Annotated in this window: 17 protein-coding genes; 9 read left to right on the forward strand and 8 right to left on the reverse strand. The window is 50.8% G+C overall.

Translation table 11 applies throughout. From position 1 onward, the window contains the following. The first annotated feature begins 34 nt into the window (after window positions 1-34). The 3 genes from aat (at window position 35) to infA (ending at window position 2033) form a co-directional block, all read left to right on the forward strand. A complete protein-coding gene (gene aat / locus ACSV5M_RS16270) occupies window positions 35-802 on the forward strand; it encodes a leucyl/phenylalanyl-tRNA--protein transferase (protein ID WP_439177392.1) in 768 nt (255 codons plus the stop codon). Between the two features lie 186 nt (window positions 803-988). Continuing rightward, a complete protein-coding gene (locus ACSV5M_RS16275) occupies window positions 989-1696 on the forward strand; it encodes an arginyltransferase (protein WP_439177393.1) in 708 nt (235 codons plus the stop codon). A gap of 118 nt (window positions 1697-1814) precedes the next feature. Beyond that, entirely contained in the window at window positions 1815-2033 is a 219-nt protein-coding gene (gene infA / locus ACSV5M_RS16280; protein WP_049722125.1) for a translation initiation factor IF-1, read from the forward strand. 90 nt (window positions 2034-2123) lie between these two features. On the opposite strand, the gene clpA is transcribed toward infA, so the two are convergent. Both clpA and clpS read right to left on the reverse strand, forming a co-directional pair. Beyond that, window positions 2124-4418, reverse strand: coding sequence for an ATP-dependent Clp protease ATP-binding subunit ClpA (gene clpA, locus ACSV5M_RS16285; RefSeq protein ID WP_439177395.1), 2295 nt, complete (start codon window positions 4416-4418; stop codon window positions 2124-2126). Between the two features lie 62 nt (window positions 4419-4480). After that, window positions 4481-4855: an ATP-dependent Clp protease adapter ClpS gene (gene clpS / locus ACSV5M_RS16290; protein ID WP_439177396.1), complete on the reverse strand. Its 375-nt coding sequence runs from the start codon at window positions 4853-4855 to the stop codon at window positions 4481-4483. Between the two features lie 335 nt (window positions 4856-5190). Here clpS and cspD point away from each other — a divergent pair, with 335 nt between their 5' ends. Further along, window positions 5191-5421: a cold shock domain-containing protein CspD gene (gene cspD, locus ACSV5M_RS16295; RefSeq protein WP_439177398.1), complete on the forward strand. Its 231-nt coding sequence runs from the start codon at window positions 5191-5193 to the stop codon at window positions 5419-5421. A gap of 240 nt (window positions 5422-5661) precedes the next feature. Here cspD and ACSV5M_RS16300 read toward each other — a convergent pair whose 3' ends face one another. Next, window positions 5662-7887 carry an NADP-dependent isocitrate dehydrogenase gene (locus ACSV5M_RS16300; RefSeq protein WP_439177400.1) on the reverse strand — a complete coding sequence of 742 codons (2226 nt, stop codon included), beginning with the start codon at window positions 7885-7887 and terminating at the stop codon, window positions 5662-5664. A 258-nt stretch (window positions 7888-8145) separates the two neighbouring features. Between ACSV5M_RS16300 and ACSV5M_RS16305 the strand changes: the two genes are divergently transcribed. From ACSV5M_RS16305 to purB, 5 genes are all read left to right on the forward strand, one after another. Further along, window positions 8146-8868, forward strand: a complete 723-nt coding sequence (locus ACSV5M_RS16305; protein ID WP_439177401.1) for a pseudouridine synthase — start codon at window positions 8146-8148, stop codon at window positions 8866-8868. A gap of 70 nt (window positions 8869-8938) precedes the next feature. Then, window positions 8939-9376, forward strand: coding sequence for an NUDIX hydrolase (locus ACSV5M_RS16310; protein WP_439177403.1), 438 nt, complete (start codon window positions 8939-8941; stop codon window positions 9374-9376). Between the two features lie 76 nt (window positions 9377-9452). Next, window positions 9453-10562, forward strand: a complete 1110-nt coding sequence (gene mnmA, locus ACSV5M_RS16315) for a tRNA 2-thiouridine(34) synthase MnmA (RefSeq protein WP_439177404.1) — start codon at window positions 9453-9455, stop codon at window positions 10560-10562. Window positions 10563-10604: 42 nt separating this feature from the next. Then, on the forward strand, window positions 10605-11255 hold the full coding sequence (hflD, locus tag ACSV5M_RS16320; protein WP_439177405.1) for a high frequency lysogenization protein HflD: 651 nt from the start codon (window positions 10605-10607) through the stop codon (window positions 11253-11255). A gap of 106 nt (window positions 11256-11361) precedes the next feature. Next, window positions 11362-12741 carry an adenylosuccinate lyase gene (gene purB / locus ACSV5M_RS16325; RefSeq protein WP_439177406.1) on the forward strand — a complete coding sequence of 460 codons (1380 nt, stop codon included), beginning with the start codon at window positions 11362-11364 and terminating at the stop codon, window positions 12739-12741. A gap of 86 nt (window positions 12742-12827) precedes the next feature. On the opposite strand, the gene tadA is transcribed toward purB, so the two are convergent. From tadA to ACSV5M_RS16350, 5 genes are all read right to left on the reverse strand, one after another. Continuing rightward, window positions 12828-13352, reverse strand: a complete 525-nt coding sequence (gene tadA / locus ACSV5M_RS16330) for a tRNA adenosine(34) deaminase TadA (protein ID WP_439177407.1) — start codon at window positions 13350-13352, stop codon at window positions 12828-12830. Further along, window positions 13349-13600, reverse strand: a complete 252-nt coding sequence (locus ACSV5M_RS16335; protein ID WP_439177408.1) for a DUF1653 domain-containing protein — start codon at window positions 13598-13600, stop codon at window positions 13349-13351. Before ACSV5M_RS16335 ends, tadA begins: the two co-directional genes overlap by 4 nt. 200 nt (window positions 13601-13800) lie before the next feature. After that, complete coding sequence (locus ACSV5M_RS16340) at window positions 13801-15465, reverse strand: carbohydrate-binding protein (protein WP_439177410.1); 1665 nt, start codon at window positions 15463-15465, stop codon at window positions 13801-13803. A gap of 367 nt (window positions 15466-15832) precedes the next feature. Beyond that, window positions 15833-16933 (reverse strand): acyltransferase family protein, encoded by a 1101-nt coding sequence (locus ACSV5M_RS16345; protein WP_439177411.1) that lies wholly within the window; start codon window positions 16931-16933, stop codon window positions 15833-15835. A gap of 24 nt (window positions 16934-16957) precedes the next feature. Next, a complete protein-coding gene (locus ACSV5M_RS16350) occupies window positions 16958-18481 on the reverse strand; it encodes a tryptophan halogenase family protein (RefSeq protein ID WP_439177412.1) in 1524 nt (507 codons plus the stop codon). Between the last annotated feature and the right edge of the window lie 83 nt (window positions 18482-18564).

The raw sequence follows: 18564 nt of genomic DNA on the forward strand, positions 1-18564 counted from the left end.
CCGCCCAGCAGCAGGCCCGGTTTGTTATCACACTATGACCCACGTGCACTGGTTGGACCCATACAGCCTCGAGTTTCCACCGGTCGCTTTGGCCCTGGACGACCCCAACGGCTTACTGGCTGTTGGCGGCGATCTGTCGCCTCAACGGATCCTGGCCGCATACCGCAAAGGCATCTTCCCGTGGTTCAATCCCGGCGATCCGATCTTATGGTGGAGCCCTCACCCGCGCACGGTGCTCTACCCAAGCCAATTACACATTTCGCGCAGCCTGCGCAAAACCCTGCGCAAGGGTTTATACCAGGTTACCTTCGACCGTGCCTTTGAGATGGTTATGCGACATTGCGCCGCGCCGCGCACTTATGCCGATGGCACCTGGATCAGCGAGCCCATGATCGCCGCCTATACCCACATCCACCGCATGGGCCTCGCCCATTCTGTTGAGGTTTGGCACCAACAACCCGATCAATCACCCACATTGGTCGGCGGCTTGTATGGCATCGCACTGGGGCGGGTTTTCTTCGGTGAATCCATGTTCAGTCGCGCGGATAATGCATCCAAAGTCGGCTTTGCTCACCTTGCCCACCACTTGCAAACCTGGGGGTTCGAGCTAATCGACTGCCAGGTGGCCAACGATCACCTTTTTAGCCTCGGCGCCCGGGAAATTTCCCGGGAAGCTTTTCAGAGAATCCTGTCAGATTTCACCGATATGCCTGCAGCGGGACCAACTGGTAATGACTGGAAGGCAATAAGCCCGGTATGGCACTCAGACTCTGAGGGACACCGCGAGCTTCCGAACTTTTAGCCGAAGCGTCACTCAATGGACATGTAGGCAGAACCAGCCAAGAGTATCGCCAGATTCACTCCGATAATACGGTGAGATAGACCGCCTGTGATCAAACCGCTGGCTACCGATGCCTACCCCGGATAAGCTATAAATACATCATATCGATAATGATTGCTCCACCCGCTCAGGAATCAGGAGACAGAAGTGACCGATCTCTCGACCCTAAAACTGTTTACCACCCAGCCCCATCCCTGCAGCTACCTGGATGGCCAGGAAGCCACAACCCTGTTCGTTGATCCAGATGCGGCGATGGATGTCACCTTGTACAGCCAGTTGTCCCAGTTGGGGTTCCGGCGCAGCGGCAGCCATTTGTATCGACCCCAATGCGCGTTATGCCAGGCCTGTATTTCCTGTCGTATTCCCGTCAATCTGTTTCGGCCCAACCGCAGCCAGCGCCGTTGCTGGCAGCGCAACCAGGACCTGACGATTGCAGTGGTGTCCAACATTAATACCGATGAGCACTATGAACTCTACGCGGACTACATCATCCGACGCCACAATGATGGCGATATGTTTCCGCCCTCCCAGGCCCAACACGAGGCTTTTCTGACCAGCGAATGGGGTGTGACGCAGTATCTTGAATTTCGGTTGGGTGAAAAATTGATCGGTGTATCCGTTTGTGATCGTCTGGATGACGGCCTCTCGGCGGTCTACACCTTTTATGATCCCGATGAAACCAAGCGGAGTCTGGGCGTTTTTGCCATCCTGGCGCAAATCGATAAGGCGCGCTCGCTTGGCTTACCCAACCTCTACCTGGGGTATTGGATTAAACAGTGCGAAAAAATGCGCTATAAAATCCAGTATCGCCCCCTGGAGCTTCTGATAAACCGCCGATGGATGCGGTTAAATTAGTACAAAACTAACCAAACCCTTCTTTTGTCCCGCATTTCACTTGGCGCAACCGGGTATTTCAGGCACAATTCGCACCTATTTTTACCCCCATCCGTTAGGACACCGAGGACACTGCCGCATGGCAAAAGAAGACAATATTGAATTTGAAGGCGAAGTAATCGATACCCTGCCCAACACAACCTTCCGGGTAAAACTGGAAAATGGTCACGTAGTTACCGCCCACATCTCTGGCAAAATGCGCAAAAACTACATTCGCATCCTGACCGGCGATAAAGTCAAAGTCGAAATGACACCTTACGACCTTAGCAAAGGCCGGATCACCTACCGCGCGCGCTAAGCCATCCCCTCATATCCCGGTTCCTTAAACAACAAAAGCCGCTAAGCGGCTTTTGTTGTTACTGGCATACTGTGACGGAACCGATCAATATCAGGCTGGCTGTAAATCCTGCTTCGCCTTGATATCCAGAACCAGCTGATCCTTATAGGGGTCAAGGTCCACCGCTACTATACCGCCTCCGTTGGCAAGAGAACCGAAGAGTATCTCTTCCGCGAGGGGTTTCTTGAGCTTTTCCTGAATCAGGCGAGCCATAGGGCGAGCACCCATTTTCTCATCGTAACCATGAACAGCCAGCCACTCGCGCGCATCCTCCGAAATCTCAAGGGTGACATGCTTATCATCCAGTTGAGTTTGCAACTCCATCAGGAATTTATCCACGACAGTTTTGATGACCTCAATGGTCAATGGCGCAAACTGTACAATGGCATCAAGACGGTTACGGAATTCCGGCGTAAACATTTTTTTGATCGCTTCCATACCATCAGTGGTGTGATCCTGATGCGTGAAACCGATGGACGGCCGACTCATAATTTCCGCTCCGGCATTGGTTGTCATGACCAAGATGACATTGCGAAAATCTGCCTTGCGACCATTGTTGTCCGTCAGCGTCCCATGATCCATCACTTGCAAAAGCAGGTTAAAGACTTCCGGATGCGCTTTCTCAATTTCATCCAACAACACGACGCAGTGCGGTTGCTTGGTCACAGCGTCCGTCAACAATCCACCTTGATCAAAACCAACGTAGCCTGGAGGAGCACCAATTAAACGCGACACCGTATGGCGCTCCATGTACTCGGACATGTCAAACCGTAACAGTTCGAGTCCCATGCATTTAGCCAGCTGACGACAAACCTCAGTCTTACCTACACCGGTAGGACCAGCAAACAGGAAGGAACCGATCGGTTTTTCAACCGAATTCAACCCTGCACGGGACAGCTTGATCGCCGTGGCCAATGTATCGATCGCCTCGTTTTGTCCGAAGACGGTCATCTTCAGGTTTTCATCCAGCTTACGGAGCAACTCCTTATCAGAAGAAGAAACGCTCTTGGGGGGAATCCGCGCAATCTTGGCCACCACATTTTCCACATCGGCAACGCCAATGGTTTTCTTGCGTTTGCTCGGTGGCAGCAATTGTTGATAAGCACCTGCTTCGTCAATAACATCAATCGCTTTATCGGGCAAAAACCGATCATTGATATAACGTTCAGCCAACTCTGCCGCTGCGCGCAACGCCGGATCGGTATAGCGCAGATTGTGGTGTTTCTCGAAACGACTCTTGAGTCCTTTGAGGATCTGGTACGTCTCATCCACTGAAGGCTCGTTGACATCAACTTTTTGGAAACGCCGTGATAACGCGCGATCTTTATCAAAGATACCGCGATATTCTTGATAGGTAGTCGAGCCCATGCACCGGATTTCGCCGGACGACAGCAGTGGCTTCAATAAGTTAGAGGCATCCATCACCCCACCGGACGCGGCACCGGCACCAATAATGGTATGGATCTCGTCGATAAACAGGATCGAATTCTTTTGCTTTTTAAGTTCTGTTAACAACCCTTTAAAACGTTTTTCAAAGTCGCCGCGGTATTTGGTTCCGGCCAATAAGGCACCCATATCGAGCGAGTAAACAACACTGTTTACCAGCGGCTCAGGCACATCTCCATCCACAATACGTTTAGCCAAACCTTCGGCAATGGCAGTCTTACCGACACCGGATTCGCCCACCAATAAAGGGTTGTTTTTTCTGCGCCGGGAAAGAATCTGGCAGACACGCTCAACCTCGAACTCCCGTCCAACCAAGGGATCAACTCGCCCCTGCATAGCCAACTCGTTGAGATTAGCCGCGAAACTTTCCAACGGGCTTTGCGAAGCGGAATCACCCCCAATCGCATCTTCATCCTGTTGCTCATGAGAGTGACCAGCGTCATTGCCGTGCTCAGAATGACCCGCCACTTTATGAATGCCGTGAGTGATGTAATTCACTACATCAATACGTGCAATATTTTGCTGCTTGAGGTAGTAAACCGCCTGGCTTTCCTGCTCACTGAAAATTGCCACCAGTACGTTTGCGCCCGTAACTTCCTGCTTACCAGATGACTGCACATGAAATACCGCGCGCTGCAAAACGCGCTGAAAACCAAGCGTAGGCTGGGTTTCGCGTTCAGTATCATTTTCGGGAATAAGCGGCGTCGTTGAGTCAACAAACTCAATCAGCTCTTTGCGCAAACTTGTGAGATCAGCACCGCAAGCACGCAGTACACTTGCCGCAGAATCGTTATCAATCAACGCTAGCAATAAATGTTCAACGGTCATGAACTCATGGCGCTTGGAGCGAGCGCCTTTAAAGGCGAGATTCAAGGTTACTTCTAAATCTTTGCTTAACATCGCATTCAACCTCTGGAAGCTAGCAACTTGGACGCAGCACACAGAAACTTGCTGCAACAGGATTACCGCTCTTCATCTTCTACCGCTTCTACTTCACACAGTAGCGGATGTTGGTGCTCCCTGGCGTACTGATTAACCTGAGCGGCTTTTGTTTCCGCTATATCACGAGTATAGACGCCACAAACAGCTTTGCCGTGAATATGTACTGTTAACATCACTCGGGTTGCTTTCTCGCGTGACATGGCGAAAAACAGCTCAAGTATTTCCACCACAAAGTCCATCGGCGTGTAGTCATCATTCAACATCAACACCTTATACATGGGTGGACGCTTGAGTTTTGGCTTCGCCTCTAGGACCGCAAGATTCCCATCGAATTCATTGCTGTCGGAATCTTCGTCTTTACTTAAGGTTAGTTGAAGGTCGTCTGGATTTCTCATAGTGAATCAACAGAAATTGAAAGTGTTCTAGCGGCTAAGAGCCATTCTAACCCAATGGTATACCGCTCACACTGACAGGGCTATATACGGGCGAAGACTTGACTTTGGTTCAATTGTTGGATAAAACACATGGTCGCCGCTCAAATAATCATCATTTTGCTCGGCATTATTCCAAAATGTTTAACCAACACCCAAAAACACGCCAAGGGCTTTATAAAACTCGTCCGATATCGCCTCCCAGCTGTAACGATATTGAACTGTTTTTCCTTGGAAAATAATAACGATAAGGTGCAGGGGTTATTAAAACTCTTGTGCCGGGGCAGAAGGATTTAATCATGCCTACAGGTACAGTCAAGTGGTTCAATAACGCAAAAGGTTATGGCTTTATCCTCTCTGATGAGGGAGGCGAAGACCTCTTTGCACATTACTCAGCCATCCAGATGGACGGTTATAAAACATTGAAAGCCGGTCAGGTAGTTTCCTTTGAAATCACCAAAGGCGATAAAGGTTTACACGCTGTCAACATTACAGCCGTAGCCACCGAGCCAAAAGCGGCTCTCGCCTGATCGGTTCGAGGTTTACTGCCTTACGGCTTGGCAAATTCTGCTGCTTGAATTTATTTATAACCATAGGCTATAAAGATATTGAGCCTTCTCAATCATTACTCAGGTAGTTTGGGAGGATAAAGCGAATTTCAATGCTGAGGCATCGCCAGATAGAAAAAATAGTTTCTTATCTACCCGTCCAAAAAGAAAACCCGGCTTGTGCCGGGTTTTCTTTTTAGTTGTGGAATATGACCATTTCAATTAGCCAAGGGAAGCTAGCGCCTCGTTAAACGTTTTACTGGGGCGCATGGCTTTTGCCGTCAGCTCGCTGTCAGGGCGGTAATAGCCACCAATGTTAACGGGCTTACCTGCAGCGGCAATCAGTTCACCGACAATCTTCTGTTCGTTATCGGCCAAGGTTTTAGCCAGTCCGGCAAACTGAGCCTTCAGGTCGCTGTCTTCATTCTGTTCAGCCAGGGCTTGAGCCCAGTAGAGTGCCAGATAAAAATGACTGCCGCGATTATCCAGCTCCCCGGGGGCACGGCCTGGAGATTTGTTGTTATCCAGGAACTTGCCGTTCGCCTGGTCCAGGGTTTTGGCAAAGACTTTGGCTTTCGCGTTATGGGTAGTATTACCGAAATGATCGAGCGACTCTGCCAGAGCCAGGAATTCACCCAACGAATCCCAGCGCAAATGGCCCTCATCCACAAACTGTTGCACGTGCTTCGGCGCAGAGCCGCCGGCGCCGGTTTCAAACAAACCACCACCATTCATCAAGGGTACGATGGACAACATCTTGGCGCTGGTTCCCAGTTCCATGATCGGGAAAAGGTCGGTGAGGTAGTCGCGCAATACGTTACCGGTCACGGAAATTGTGTCCTTGCCCTGGCGAATCCGATCCAGGGAAAACTGGGTGGCCTCTACCGGTGACATGATGTGAATCTCCAACCCGGAGGTATCGTGATCCTTGAGGTAGGTCTTCACCTTCTCAATCAGTAACGCGTCATGAGCCCGCGCTGAGTCCAACCAGAAAACAGCGGGGGTGTTCGATGCGCGCGCACGATTAACCGCCAATTTAACCCAATCCTGAATCGGGGCGTCTTTCACCTGGCACATGCGCCAGATATCACCCGCTTCGACGATCTGCTCCAGCAGCACCTGACCTGCCGCATCCACTACACGTACGGTTCCGTTGGCCGGGATTTCAAACGTTTTATCGTGCGAACCGTATTCTTCCGCTTTTTGGGCCATCAAACCTACGTTAGGAACGCTACCCATGGTAGCGGGATTAAACGCACCGTGTTTTTTACAATCTTCGATAACCATTTGGTAAACGCCGGCATAGCAACGATCCGGAATGACCGCCTTGGTGTCCTGCAGTTTGCCTTCAGCATTCCACATTCTGCCGGAATCGCGAATCATGGCAGGCATGGAGGCATCAACAATGACATCGCTGGGTACATGGAGATTGGTAATCCCCTTGTCGGAGTTGACCATCGCGAGGGAAGGACGCTGAGTATAAACAGCCTTGATATCCGCTTCGATTTCCGCCTGCTTCTCCGCCGGCAGATGTTTGATTTTGGCGTAGAGATCACCGATACCGTTGTTAAGGTCCACGCCTAGAGATTTCAATACATCAGCATGTTTGGTTAATACGTTCTGATAAAAAACCGATACCACATGACCAAAGATAATGGGATCCGATACTTTCATCATGGTGGCTTTCAGGTGCAGCGAAAACAACACACCTTTTTGCTTGGCATCGTCAATTTCCTGTGCAATAAATTGGCGCAACGCGTTTTTGCTCATCACCGATGCATCAATGATTTCGCCTTTCATTACGTTTGTTTTTTCTTTTAGTACTTGAGTACTACCATCTGCACCCAATAATTCAATTCGAACGCTGCCGGCTTCAGCAATTAATGCTGATTTTTCACTGCCATAGAAGTCACCGCTGCTCATATGCGCAACGTGGGATTTTGAATCTGCCACCCAGGCACCCATCTTATGCGGGTTCTTGCGCGCATAATTTTTTACTGACAAAGGCGCTCGACGGTCTGAGTTACCTTCGCGCAACACCGGGTTTACGGCACTGCCCTTGATCTTGTCGTAACGTGCCTTCACATCTTTTTCAGTATCGCTTTTTGGCTCTTCCGGATAGTCCGGTAATTTATAGCCTTTGTCTTGCAGTTCTTTGATAGCCGCTTTTAACTGCGGAACAGATGCACTGATGTTGGGCAGCTTGATGATATTGGCTTCCGGCTTGTTCGCCAATTCACCCAGCTCAGCCAGATGATCGCCAATGCGTTGGTCTTCGGTGAGGTATTCAGGGAAGTTGGCGATGATGCGACCGGAGAGAGAGATATCGCGAGTTTCTACCCGGATACCGGAAGATTGGGTGAAGGCTTTGACAATCGGGAGTAAGGAATAAGTGGCTAGCGCCGGGGCTTCGTCGGTTTCGGTATAGATAATCTTTGAATCAGTCATTTTTTACGTTAACTCCGTTAGTCATGCTGTCGAGCAAATATAAAGCGCGCCACGCCAACGAACCCGCCGACAGGCACCCTTGCATAGGGAGGAAGAGGGAAACTCCGAGCCAGGCTCCGAGTGGGACAACGGCTTTTGCTGAAAACCGCTCAGGAGGAAGCCGGTCCGATAAATCGCGCGCAGTATAACAGTGATGTAAACTTTTCGCATTCGCGAAACGGACAGTCTGTTTTTTAACCACTCAATCGACGTTCTTATATGGCAAAACTGATTTTATTTAACAAGCCCTACGGCGTATTGTCACAATTCAGCGACACAGAAAACCGCCCTACTCTGGCGCAGTACATACGGCTGCCTAATGTGTACCCTGCCGGCCGACTGGACCACGACTCAGAAGGTCTACTCCTGCTGACAGACGATGGGCAGTTGCAACACCAGATTTCCCACCCTATGCACAAACTGCCCAAAACCTATTGGGTTCAGGTTGAAGGCGCTCCGACCAGTTACGCCTTGACGCAGTTGCGCCAGGGCGTTCCCCTCAATGACGGCATCACCTTGCCGGCGCAAGTAAAGCTTATCCCTGCACCGAAACTGTGGGAACGCGAGACACCGATCCGCGAACGCAAAAATATTCCCACACAATGGATGGAGATCGTAATCAGTGAAGGCAGGAATCGCCAGGTACGACGCATGACGGCAGCGGTAGGCCATCCCACCTTGCGCCTGGTGCGGGTGAAGATTGGCAACTGGAGTATTGAAAACATAGAACCGGGAAAATACATCACGGAAACCGTGCATACGCCGGAGGCGTCACCTCGGGCATCAGTGCGAAATAAAAACACTAAAGCACCGGTTAAAAAACGGGGTAACACCGCCGGAAAACCAAAAACAGCGCAGGCCGCCAGCGGCAAAACCAAAACGCCGGTCAAAGCTGTGATCATCCACAAGAACAAATCCAGGCTTTCACCTGAAGATAAATAACCGCATGATGCGTACATAAAGTGCATTTCCCGCTATGGGCTAACGCCATATTGATATAGGAATGAAGTACATGAATTGGGCTCCTCACGTCACTGTCGCCACCATCGTTGAACGCGCTGGTCGCTTCCTGCTGGTTTATGAAGAAGCGGATGGTAAGCAGGTGTACAACCAACCTGCGGGCCACCTCGATCCCGATGAAACCTTGCAGGAGGCTGCCATCCGCGAAACCCTTGAGGAAACGGCATGGCACGTGAGGTTAACCGGTGTGGTGGGAGTCAATCTCTATGAAGCACCGAGCAATGGCATAACTTATGTGCGAACCACCTTTATCGCCGAAGCGGTCAGCCAGGATATGGGGCGATCGCTGGATACCGGCATTATCGAAGCCGTATGGCTGACCTACGAAGAAATTCTGGAACGCCGCGCGCAACTGCGCAGTCCTATGACATTACAAATTATCGACGAATACCGCGCAGGCCGTCGCTTTCCCTTGGCAGTAATTGGCTGAGCTACCAATTAATCCGTGCCACAAACGCATTCGACGGGTAAAATGCGCAGCCGTTACTTCCCTTCTGTAGTGAGCTATGTCTATTTCAACTTCATCGTCCAATCCCCTGGTAATTGTCGGCATGTCCGGCGGTGTGGACTCGTCCGTCTCAGCTTTGCTGTTACAGCAACAGGGCTACCGGGTGGAAGGGTTATTTATGAAGAACTGGGACGAGGACGACGGCACCGAATACTGCACCGCCAAGGCCGACCTGGCTGACGCACAGCGGGTGTGCGATAAACTCGGCATCCCTTTGCACACGGCCAATTTTGCGGCGGAGTATTGGGACAATGTGTTTGAGCATTTCCTCGCGGAGTACAAAGCCGGGCGCACACCCAATCCCGACATCCTGTGCAACCGCGAAATCAAGTTCAAGGTCTTCCTGGAATATGCGCAGATGCTTGGCGGCGAGCTGATTGCTACAGGCCACTATACTCGCCGTTCCGATCGCGATGGCCGCACCTACCTGTTAAAAGGGCTGGATCCGAACAAAGACCAAAGCTACTTCCTGCATGCGGTGGGCGAAGCGGAGTTTTCCCGCTCGCTGTTTCCGGTTGGTGAGCTAGAGAAACCGGAGGTCCGGCGTCTGGCGGAGCAACACGGCCTGGTAACCCACGACAAGAAAGACAGCACCGGCATCTGCTTTATCGGCGAACGCCGCTTTAAGGACTTTCTACAGCAATACCTCCCTGCCCAGCCGGGCGCCATTGAAACACCCGATGGCGTGGTGATTGGAGAACACAGTGGCCTGATGTATCACACTATTGGCCAGCGGCAAGGCTTGGGGATCGGCGGTGTCAGGGGCGCGAGCGAGGCGCCCTGGTTTGTGGTGGGCAAAGATCTGCAGCGCAATGTCCTGCTGGTCGCCCAAGGCACTGACCACCCCTTATTGTTCAACAACCGCCTGACCGCACAACAAGCCCATTGGATTAATGGCGAGCCGCCCTCACATCAATTTCGTTGCACCGCCAAAGTCCGCTATCGTCAGGCTGACCAGGATTGCATTGTCACCGTGGAACAGGATGGCAAGCTGACCGTGGTGTTTGATGAGGCGCAACGCGCGATCACACCCGGCCAGTCCGCCGTATTTTATATGGGGGATGTATGCCTGGGTGGCGCAGTCATCGAAGCAACGGATAACGTGTAGTGAATCGGCAATACTGCCCCCTTGTGAGTGGAATGATTTTTTGTGAGTAAGAACTGGACTGACCTCAGCATCGCCCTCGCCGGACTCTTCCAGGCGACCGGGCTCGTCGAACAATTAGCAAAGACCGGCTATGTCCCCACCGATAGCTATAAAGTCAGTATCGAAAGCCTGTTCGAGCTTAACCCGGCGGACACACTGGCGGTATATGGCGGCAATATTGCCAATCTGCATTTTGGCCTGACGATCCTACGCGATGTATTGCAACAGGCCAGCGTCGGAAAGCAGCGCCCACACGCGCATGCCGATGCCCTGCGTTACAGCCTGGGGATATTACACCTGCAGAAAAAATTGAGTGGCCGCAAGGATATGCTGGGCGTCATCGGCAGCCGGCTGAAACAGGCGGCACAACAGGCGGAACACTTCTCGACAACCCACGATAACGTCATCGCCAATATCGGTGGGCTATATTCCGAAACCATCAGCACCTTTCGTTTTCGCATCCAGGTCACCGGGGATTACAACTATTTGCAGCAGCAACGTGTGGCCCATCAGGTGCGCGCCTTGCTGCTGGCTGGCATTCGCGCGGCCACCCTCTGGCGACAACTGGGGGGCAATCGCTGGCAACTTCTGGTACATCGCAAGAAAATCGCCGACGCGGCAGACACGCTGTTGCGCTCGATTCCCCTCCATTAGCGGGCTTTCCATTAGCGGCCTAGGCTGCGACAAACCTCTGAAAAAAACCCGGTTTTTGGGTATCATGGCGGCCTTTTAACCTGATCGCAGAAAGAGACCTCCGCCCATGGAAACCGCATTCGTCACCCTCTCCCCGCTCAACGCTGTATCCCCTGTCGATGGCCGCTACGGCAGCAAAACCCTTGCCCTACGCAGCATCTTCAGTGAATTCGGGCTGATTCGCTGCCGGGTGGAAGTGGAGGTGCGCTGGCTGCAACAACTCGGTCGCCATGCCGGTATTCCAGAAGTCCCTGCATTCAGTGATGCTACCAACGCTCAGCTGGATGCCATCATCACTCAATTCAATGAACAACACGCCCAAAGCATCAAAGATATTGAACGCACCACCAACCACGATGTTAAGGCCGTGGAGTATTTTCTGAAGAAACAGTTTGCGGGCAACAAAGAACTGGAAGCGGTGCTGGAATTTGTACACTTTGCCTGCACCAGCGAAGACATTAATAATTTGTCCCACGCGCTGATGTTAAAAGCCGGCCGCGAGGTTTTTGTAAAGGACGCGCAGGCGATTATCGACGCGATTGTTAAGCTTGCCCACGATTATGCCGCCGATCCCATGCTCTCCCGCACCCATGGCCAGACCGCATCACCCACCACCGTGGGCAAAGAAATGGCCAACGTGGCCGCACGCCTGCGCCGTCAACTGGCTCAGATTGAAAAGGTCGAATTGCTCGGCAAGATCAACGGCGCCGTGGGTAATTACAATGCACATTTGTCTGCCTATCCGGATGTAGATTGGCAAACCAATGCCAAGCTGTTTGTAGAGAGCCTCGGCTTAACCTGGAATCCTTACACGACGCAAATTGAACCTCACGACTACATCGCTGAATTATTCGATGGCATTGTGCGCTTCAACACCATCCTGATTGATTTTGATCGCGATATCTGGGGTTATATCTCCCTCGGCTACTTCAAACAAAAAACCGTTGCCGGTGAAGTGGGTTCATCCACCATGCCGCATAAAGTCAACCCGATTGATTTTGAAAACTCTGAAGGCAACCTCGGTATCGCCAACGCGATCTTTACACACCTCGCGCAGAAATTGCCGATCTCCCGCTGGCAGCGCGACCTTACGGATTCAACCGTCTTGCGCAATATGGGGGTCGGTTTCGGTTACGGCATGATCGCTTATGGATCAACCTTGAAGGGTATTGGTAAACTCGAAATCAATCGTGCGCGTTTAGCAGAAGATTTGAATAACAGTTGGGAAGTGCTTGCTGAGCCCATTCAAACCATTATGCGTCGCTACAATGTGGAAGAACCTTACGAAAAATTGAAAGCATTGACACGCGGCCAGGCTATTACCCGAGACGTGCTGGCTAATTTTGTGGAAACCTTGAATATCCCGGAAGACGCAAAACAGGCAATACGCGAACTGACACCGGCAAATTATATTGGTAACGCGGTAGCACAAGCGAAAGCCATTTAATCTTATTAGGGCAACGAAAGTGTGTAGCACTTTCGTTGCCTGAATGTCCCGCCGCAATATAGCTTTACTGGAAAGCTGTCAAAAATTTATGAGGCTTCATCACCCTCATCAACCTGCGCTTTATTTTCCTGCCGCTGTGCTTTTAACTGTAGTCGCCGCTGCTGAAAAAAATAACTCAACTGATGTTGACATTCCGTCGCCAGTACCGCGCCCTGATAATTCACCCGATGGTTAAACCAATGGCTGTCCAGTAACCGTGATTGACTTTGAATCGCTCCCGCCTTGGGTTCGGCCGTACCAAAAACCAACCGCTCAATGCGCGCATGAACCATAGCACCCACACACATGGTGCAGGGCTCGAGGGTGACGTAAAGCGTACAACCAGGTAAGCGATAATTATTGAGCTCTCGCGCCGCCATGCGAATGGCGACCACTTCGGCATGAGCAGTCGGATCCTGGCTGCTGATGGGTTGATTCCAACCTTCGCCTATCACCTGGTTATCTTTTACGATGACGGCGCCCACGGGCACTTCACCCGCTGCTTCCCCCTGTGCAGCCAGGTCCATCGCATAGCGCATCCAGGCGGCATCCCGCTCTGCTTGCTCGTTCACGTTTTCTCCTGCATCGGTAAGGCCAGTTCACTTTCAAGCGCTTTAATCAATTGAAAGCGTGGCAAGGTTTCACCCGCAATCGTAACGGTTTCGGTAAACATACCTAATGGGCGCACCCACCAGGAATAATCCCCGTATAAGCAGCGATAAACGACAAACTGTTCAAGCGTTTCGCTGTGGGTGGCCACCTGGAAAACCTGATATTCCTTACCTTTGTAATGGCGATAGATACCGGTTTGAACTTGCATGAGAAGCGTCCTGTGTAAAAAGATCTTGCGAAAAAGTGACCGGGCCATTTTAGTCTGCCATGCGTGAAAGTTGAAATCACGGGGTGAAAATAAACAGGGCATAAAAATAAAAAAGCCCGACCGGCGTGGTCGGGCAAGGGGACGACTATACAACAGGTGACACAGCGTAAATGATCGATCAGCTCGATCATCCGCTGCACTTATAAACGAGTAATGCGCAACCAGTTAAGGTTCCATCCCCCCTGTTGGGCGTAGACACCAACACTGAAAGTACCCGCAGACAGCTGAACGTTATGCGACACGGTCGTCCAGCTCTGCCAACCGCCGGTAGCCGGAATAGCGACCTGACCTAATTGGATTTGCCCGCCGTTCAAATCCAGCGATAACAACGAACCGCTGATGCTGGCCACACGATATTCAACACGATATGTGCCAGGAGTGGGAATATTGATATTGGCGTAAGCCAGCCAATCATTGGCATCGATCCAGCCTACATTCTGGCCACCACCAGCGTCGGTGGTGGGCTCCAGTTGTACACCGCTCATGTTGGAGTAGGACTCCGCCTGAATCGTTTGACTAAAGCCCGCGCTTGAAGAACTGGAACTGGATGAGCCACCCATCACACCATAAGGCGGAGACAGGGTTGCGCAGGTATTGATGCCGACACAGTCTGCATTGTTTTGCCAGCCCCACCCGGTGGTGATGTGGGTGCAGATCGGATAAATCGTGCCCCACCAGTTACATTGTTGCCCGCTGAAGCTGGAGCTGGATGAACTGCTTGAGCTGGAACTTGAACTGGATGAACCACCCTGCCCGATTTCGTTATCAATAGCCGACAACAAACTGTTAGTCCCTGCCGCGTCTTGCGACAGTTCCCAGATCATCACCCCCGAACCTTCCTGCAGCGCCAGCTGGGTTTTGCTGCGAATGGTTGGGATGCCGTTGTAGGTTATGTAACTGCAGCCGGCGCACACGCTACCGATCACATCACTCTGCGCCGCCGCTGCACCGAATTGGCTGACAATCTGGGCGAAGCTGTAATCAGCGTTATAACTGCCGAAACCATAACCATAAAAAGGTACACCCAGAACCAGCTTGTCTTTAGTGAGTCCGCGCGCTTTCCAGGTGTTGATATGCGAAACCGCCTGGCTGTAAGAAGAATGCTCGATACCCGGCGTTCCCCAACTCGGACCAATCGCGTCGTAAGACATGATGTTAACGAAATCAAAATAAGGTAAGGATGACGTGGGCACCATGCCGCCGACATAGGATGCGGTGGCTGAGGTCAACAATTTACCGGAAGGTAAACCGTTTCTGAGCGCCTGGATAAAAGGCGTGTAATTACCGGCGTTATCAATGTTGGTCAGCAGCGCGCCTTCAATATCGATATCCAGGCCGTCCAGGTTGAAATAATTCACAAACTGCAACAGATTATTCACCAACGCCGTTCGGTTACCGGGTTGCAATAATGTTGCCCAATTACCGGAACATGGCGGGATAACGCCACCCGCGACCGACACTAATACTTTTACACCCGCTTGATGCGCTTTTTGCACCACGTAACTTAATTCGGAGCCCGCCGCGTTACCGCCAAAGGCACCCGCCATACACACCGGATCGCCACCACTCATCACGGCCCCGCTGGCATTAGGATTCAGAAACGAGATGTTGATGTGGGTTAATTTGCTGAGGTCTGTATTATCGACCACCGCCGTCATATTTTTGTAAGAGGGAATATAACCCACCACTTTGGTTTGCGCATTGGCCACCTGAGCCACTGAACCCAGAGCAACTGCCCCCAACACACCATAAACCAATGACTTCGCCTGGGGAATGAACCGATTTTTCTGCCGAAAAATTTTCATAGGATTTATCTCCAATTTTTTATTGTTAACGTTGTTAACAGAATCCGTAATGGCACATCTGAATTTGCATCGCTGAACGACTGCAGGAGCAAGCTAACATTCACAAAATGCCGCTGCAACAACGCGCGCAAATTCGTACCGGCATTACTAAAAGTCGAACGGCTTATGTGTGTAATGACCGACCAACGGCCTATTCATCAGCCCAATGGTCGCAACATTAAAACCGTAAACCGGTGTCCCACTTTTTGATATAAAAGCGCTACTGGTTACGGGGAGCGACAAGCTACATAAATGGTTGATTCATACAGCAAGGTCAACCTCGACTGCTTCACATTTTCCAAGTCGAGGCTACGCCACACGATCCGCCTTATACTTTTATAAAAATATGTCGTTTGAACAGTATGACGCTGACAAACCAGAACAAGATGACATGAATGATGGCAAACACCAGCGAGGCATTCAGAGGACTGATCCATTGATTTAGCATGGAGAATAGTCCTTCATAAAAATTGCCGCCCTCCCCCCACGGAATGAAGTAATAGATTTTCACCCACAGGATGGATAGCACATAAATAAACAAAGGATTGGTGCCATAAATAATCAACGGCTGCGCCAGTGCCCGATAACCACGAAGATCAATTAACCAGATAAACAACGCCAGCGTAAGAGCAAAGTAACCCCCCGAATAGATAACAAATGAGCTGGTCCACAGCGACTTGTTAATGGGCATAACCAGATTCCAGAGCAGGCCGAGGAGAATAGCCGTTACCCCACCCACACCTATAGTTATCAGCGCCCTGGTTTTACTGTGCTGCCGGGTAATCAAACGTGCAATCTCAAAGCCAATCAATACATTGACGACGGCAGGGAAAGTACTGAGCAACCCTTCCGGATCAAAGGGAATGGCTTTGCCAAGCCAGAGATGATTTTCACCCAGAACAAGCAAGTCAATCTGCCGCACCAGGTTGGTTTCCAGTCCATAAGCTTGATCCCCGCCATACAGCCAGAGCACCAACCAATAGCCCAGCAACACAACAAGACTGATGACAATGATCCCAAAACGGCGAAAACTCAACACAACAGCAGCCGCTAACAGATAGGCCAAGGCAATGCGTTGCAACACACCTGGAATACGCCACTGCGCTACCGGTTCATTAAATGGAAACGCATTAAGGAAAATCCCCAGGCTGAAGATAATGGCAAACCGACGTAAAATTTTTACGCCCAAGGGCCAGGACCAGGAGAAACCTGACGGCCGAAACGAAAAATACATTGCCGCGCCGACAACACATAAAAAGAAAGGGAATACCAGATCCGTCGGTGTGCAGCCATGCCAATCTGCATGTTGGAATGGTGCGTAGATGTACGCCCAGGAACCTGGAGTGTTCACCAGGATCATCAGCGCAATAGTAAGCCCACGCAATGCATCCAATGCCTGGTAACGAGGTGGATTTGACTCGATAGACATGATTAACCTTTTTATTGATGTTTATTACACTTGCGCCGCACAATGCCTGGCAATGAAATCACTGTGGCGAGGCATGGCTTGAGCCGAGCGATCTATCACAGACTTTATTTCCTTCATTAAACGATCAAATTCTTCGTCGTTGATATCGTCAACCATGGGATGATACTGGCTGGCGCGAATTCCTTGGCCGTGCATGACCGCGATTAAACTGATCTCATCGAAGAGCTCACTGTTATCGCGAAAAAGTCTTCCGCTGGATTGATAAAGTGCAATTTTATTGTGGAGATTCTCGGGAATATCCATATGGCGACAGTAGTTCCAGAAGGCTGAATCCGTGCGCTGGGTGGCTTTGTAATGAAGGATAATAAAATCCCTCACCCCGACAAATTCGGCGCTGAGAATCTGGTTATATTTATCAATAACCGGTTGGGGGAAATCAGTTGTAGGGAATAGTGCCAGCAACTTGGCAATACTGGATTGGATAAGGTGAATGCTGGTTGATTCCAATGGCTCCAGAAACCCGCTGGATAAACCGATAGCCACACAGTTTTTATTCCAGAATTTTTTCCGAATACCGGTTCTGAAATGGATAATGCGCGGATCAGCCAGCGCCTTTCCCTCAGTATGGTTCAACAATATCTCCCTGGCTTGCTCATCACTCATGTATTTGCTGGAATAAACATGACCATTGCCGGTTCGATGCTGCAGGGGGATCCGCCACTGCCAACCTGCGGTGTGTGCTGTTGAACGTGTATAGGAATCTGGCGGACCTATATTGCTACTGGGGACAGTAACGGCACGGTCGCAGGGCAAATAGTGACTCCAATCGATAAAGCCAGTATTCAACGCCCGCTCAATCAATAAGCCGCGGAAACCGGTGCAATCGATATACAGGTCAGCGCTATATTTCTCACCATCTTTTAACGTAACGGATTCAATGAATCCATCGTCAGGGCGAATGGCAACATCAATAATCTCACCCTCGATACGTTCCACACCTTTTTGTTCGGAAAAATTGCGCAGGTATTTCGCGTACAGACCCGCATCAAAATGGTAGGCGTAGGCAATTTGCGCTAATGGCGAATTAGGCATATTGGCCGGTCGCATAAATTTTCCGTTCAGGGCGGCTTGCACAGCGATGGAAAATTCACCGATATCTTTTGATTTCCCCTGGCGGTGATACTTCAACCAATAGTGATAAAACGACAAATTTCCCATCGGCGTACCGTAGGAACCAAAGGGGTGAATATAGTGATTGCCCAAACTACCCCAGTTAACAAATTGAATACCCAACTTGAAGGTGCCCTGGGTGCTGCGCAGAAAATCATCTTCATCAATACCTAACATCTGGTTAAACTTCAACACCACGGGAATGGTCGCCTCACCAACACCAACTGTTCCGATGTGATCCGATTCAATCAGGCGAATGCGACACTGCGTTTTGCTGAAGACATTTGATAACGCCGCCGCCGTCATCCACCCGGCTGTACCCCCACCGACGATAAGAACATTGCGGATGGCAGCGCTTCTGGCAGTATTTTCAGCCATAGTATTTTTTTTCCGAAGTAACGTGAATAACCAGGACGTTATCGGTCAAAGATGGCCACCTTTGATCGATAACAGTCCCGAGC

The sequence above is a fragment of the Cellvibrio sp. ARAG 10.3 genome, from assembly GCF_051846955.1.
In the GTDB taxonomy this organism is placed as follows: Bacteria; Pseudomonadota; Gammaproteobacteria; order Pseudomonadales; family Cellvibrionaceae; genus Cellvibrio.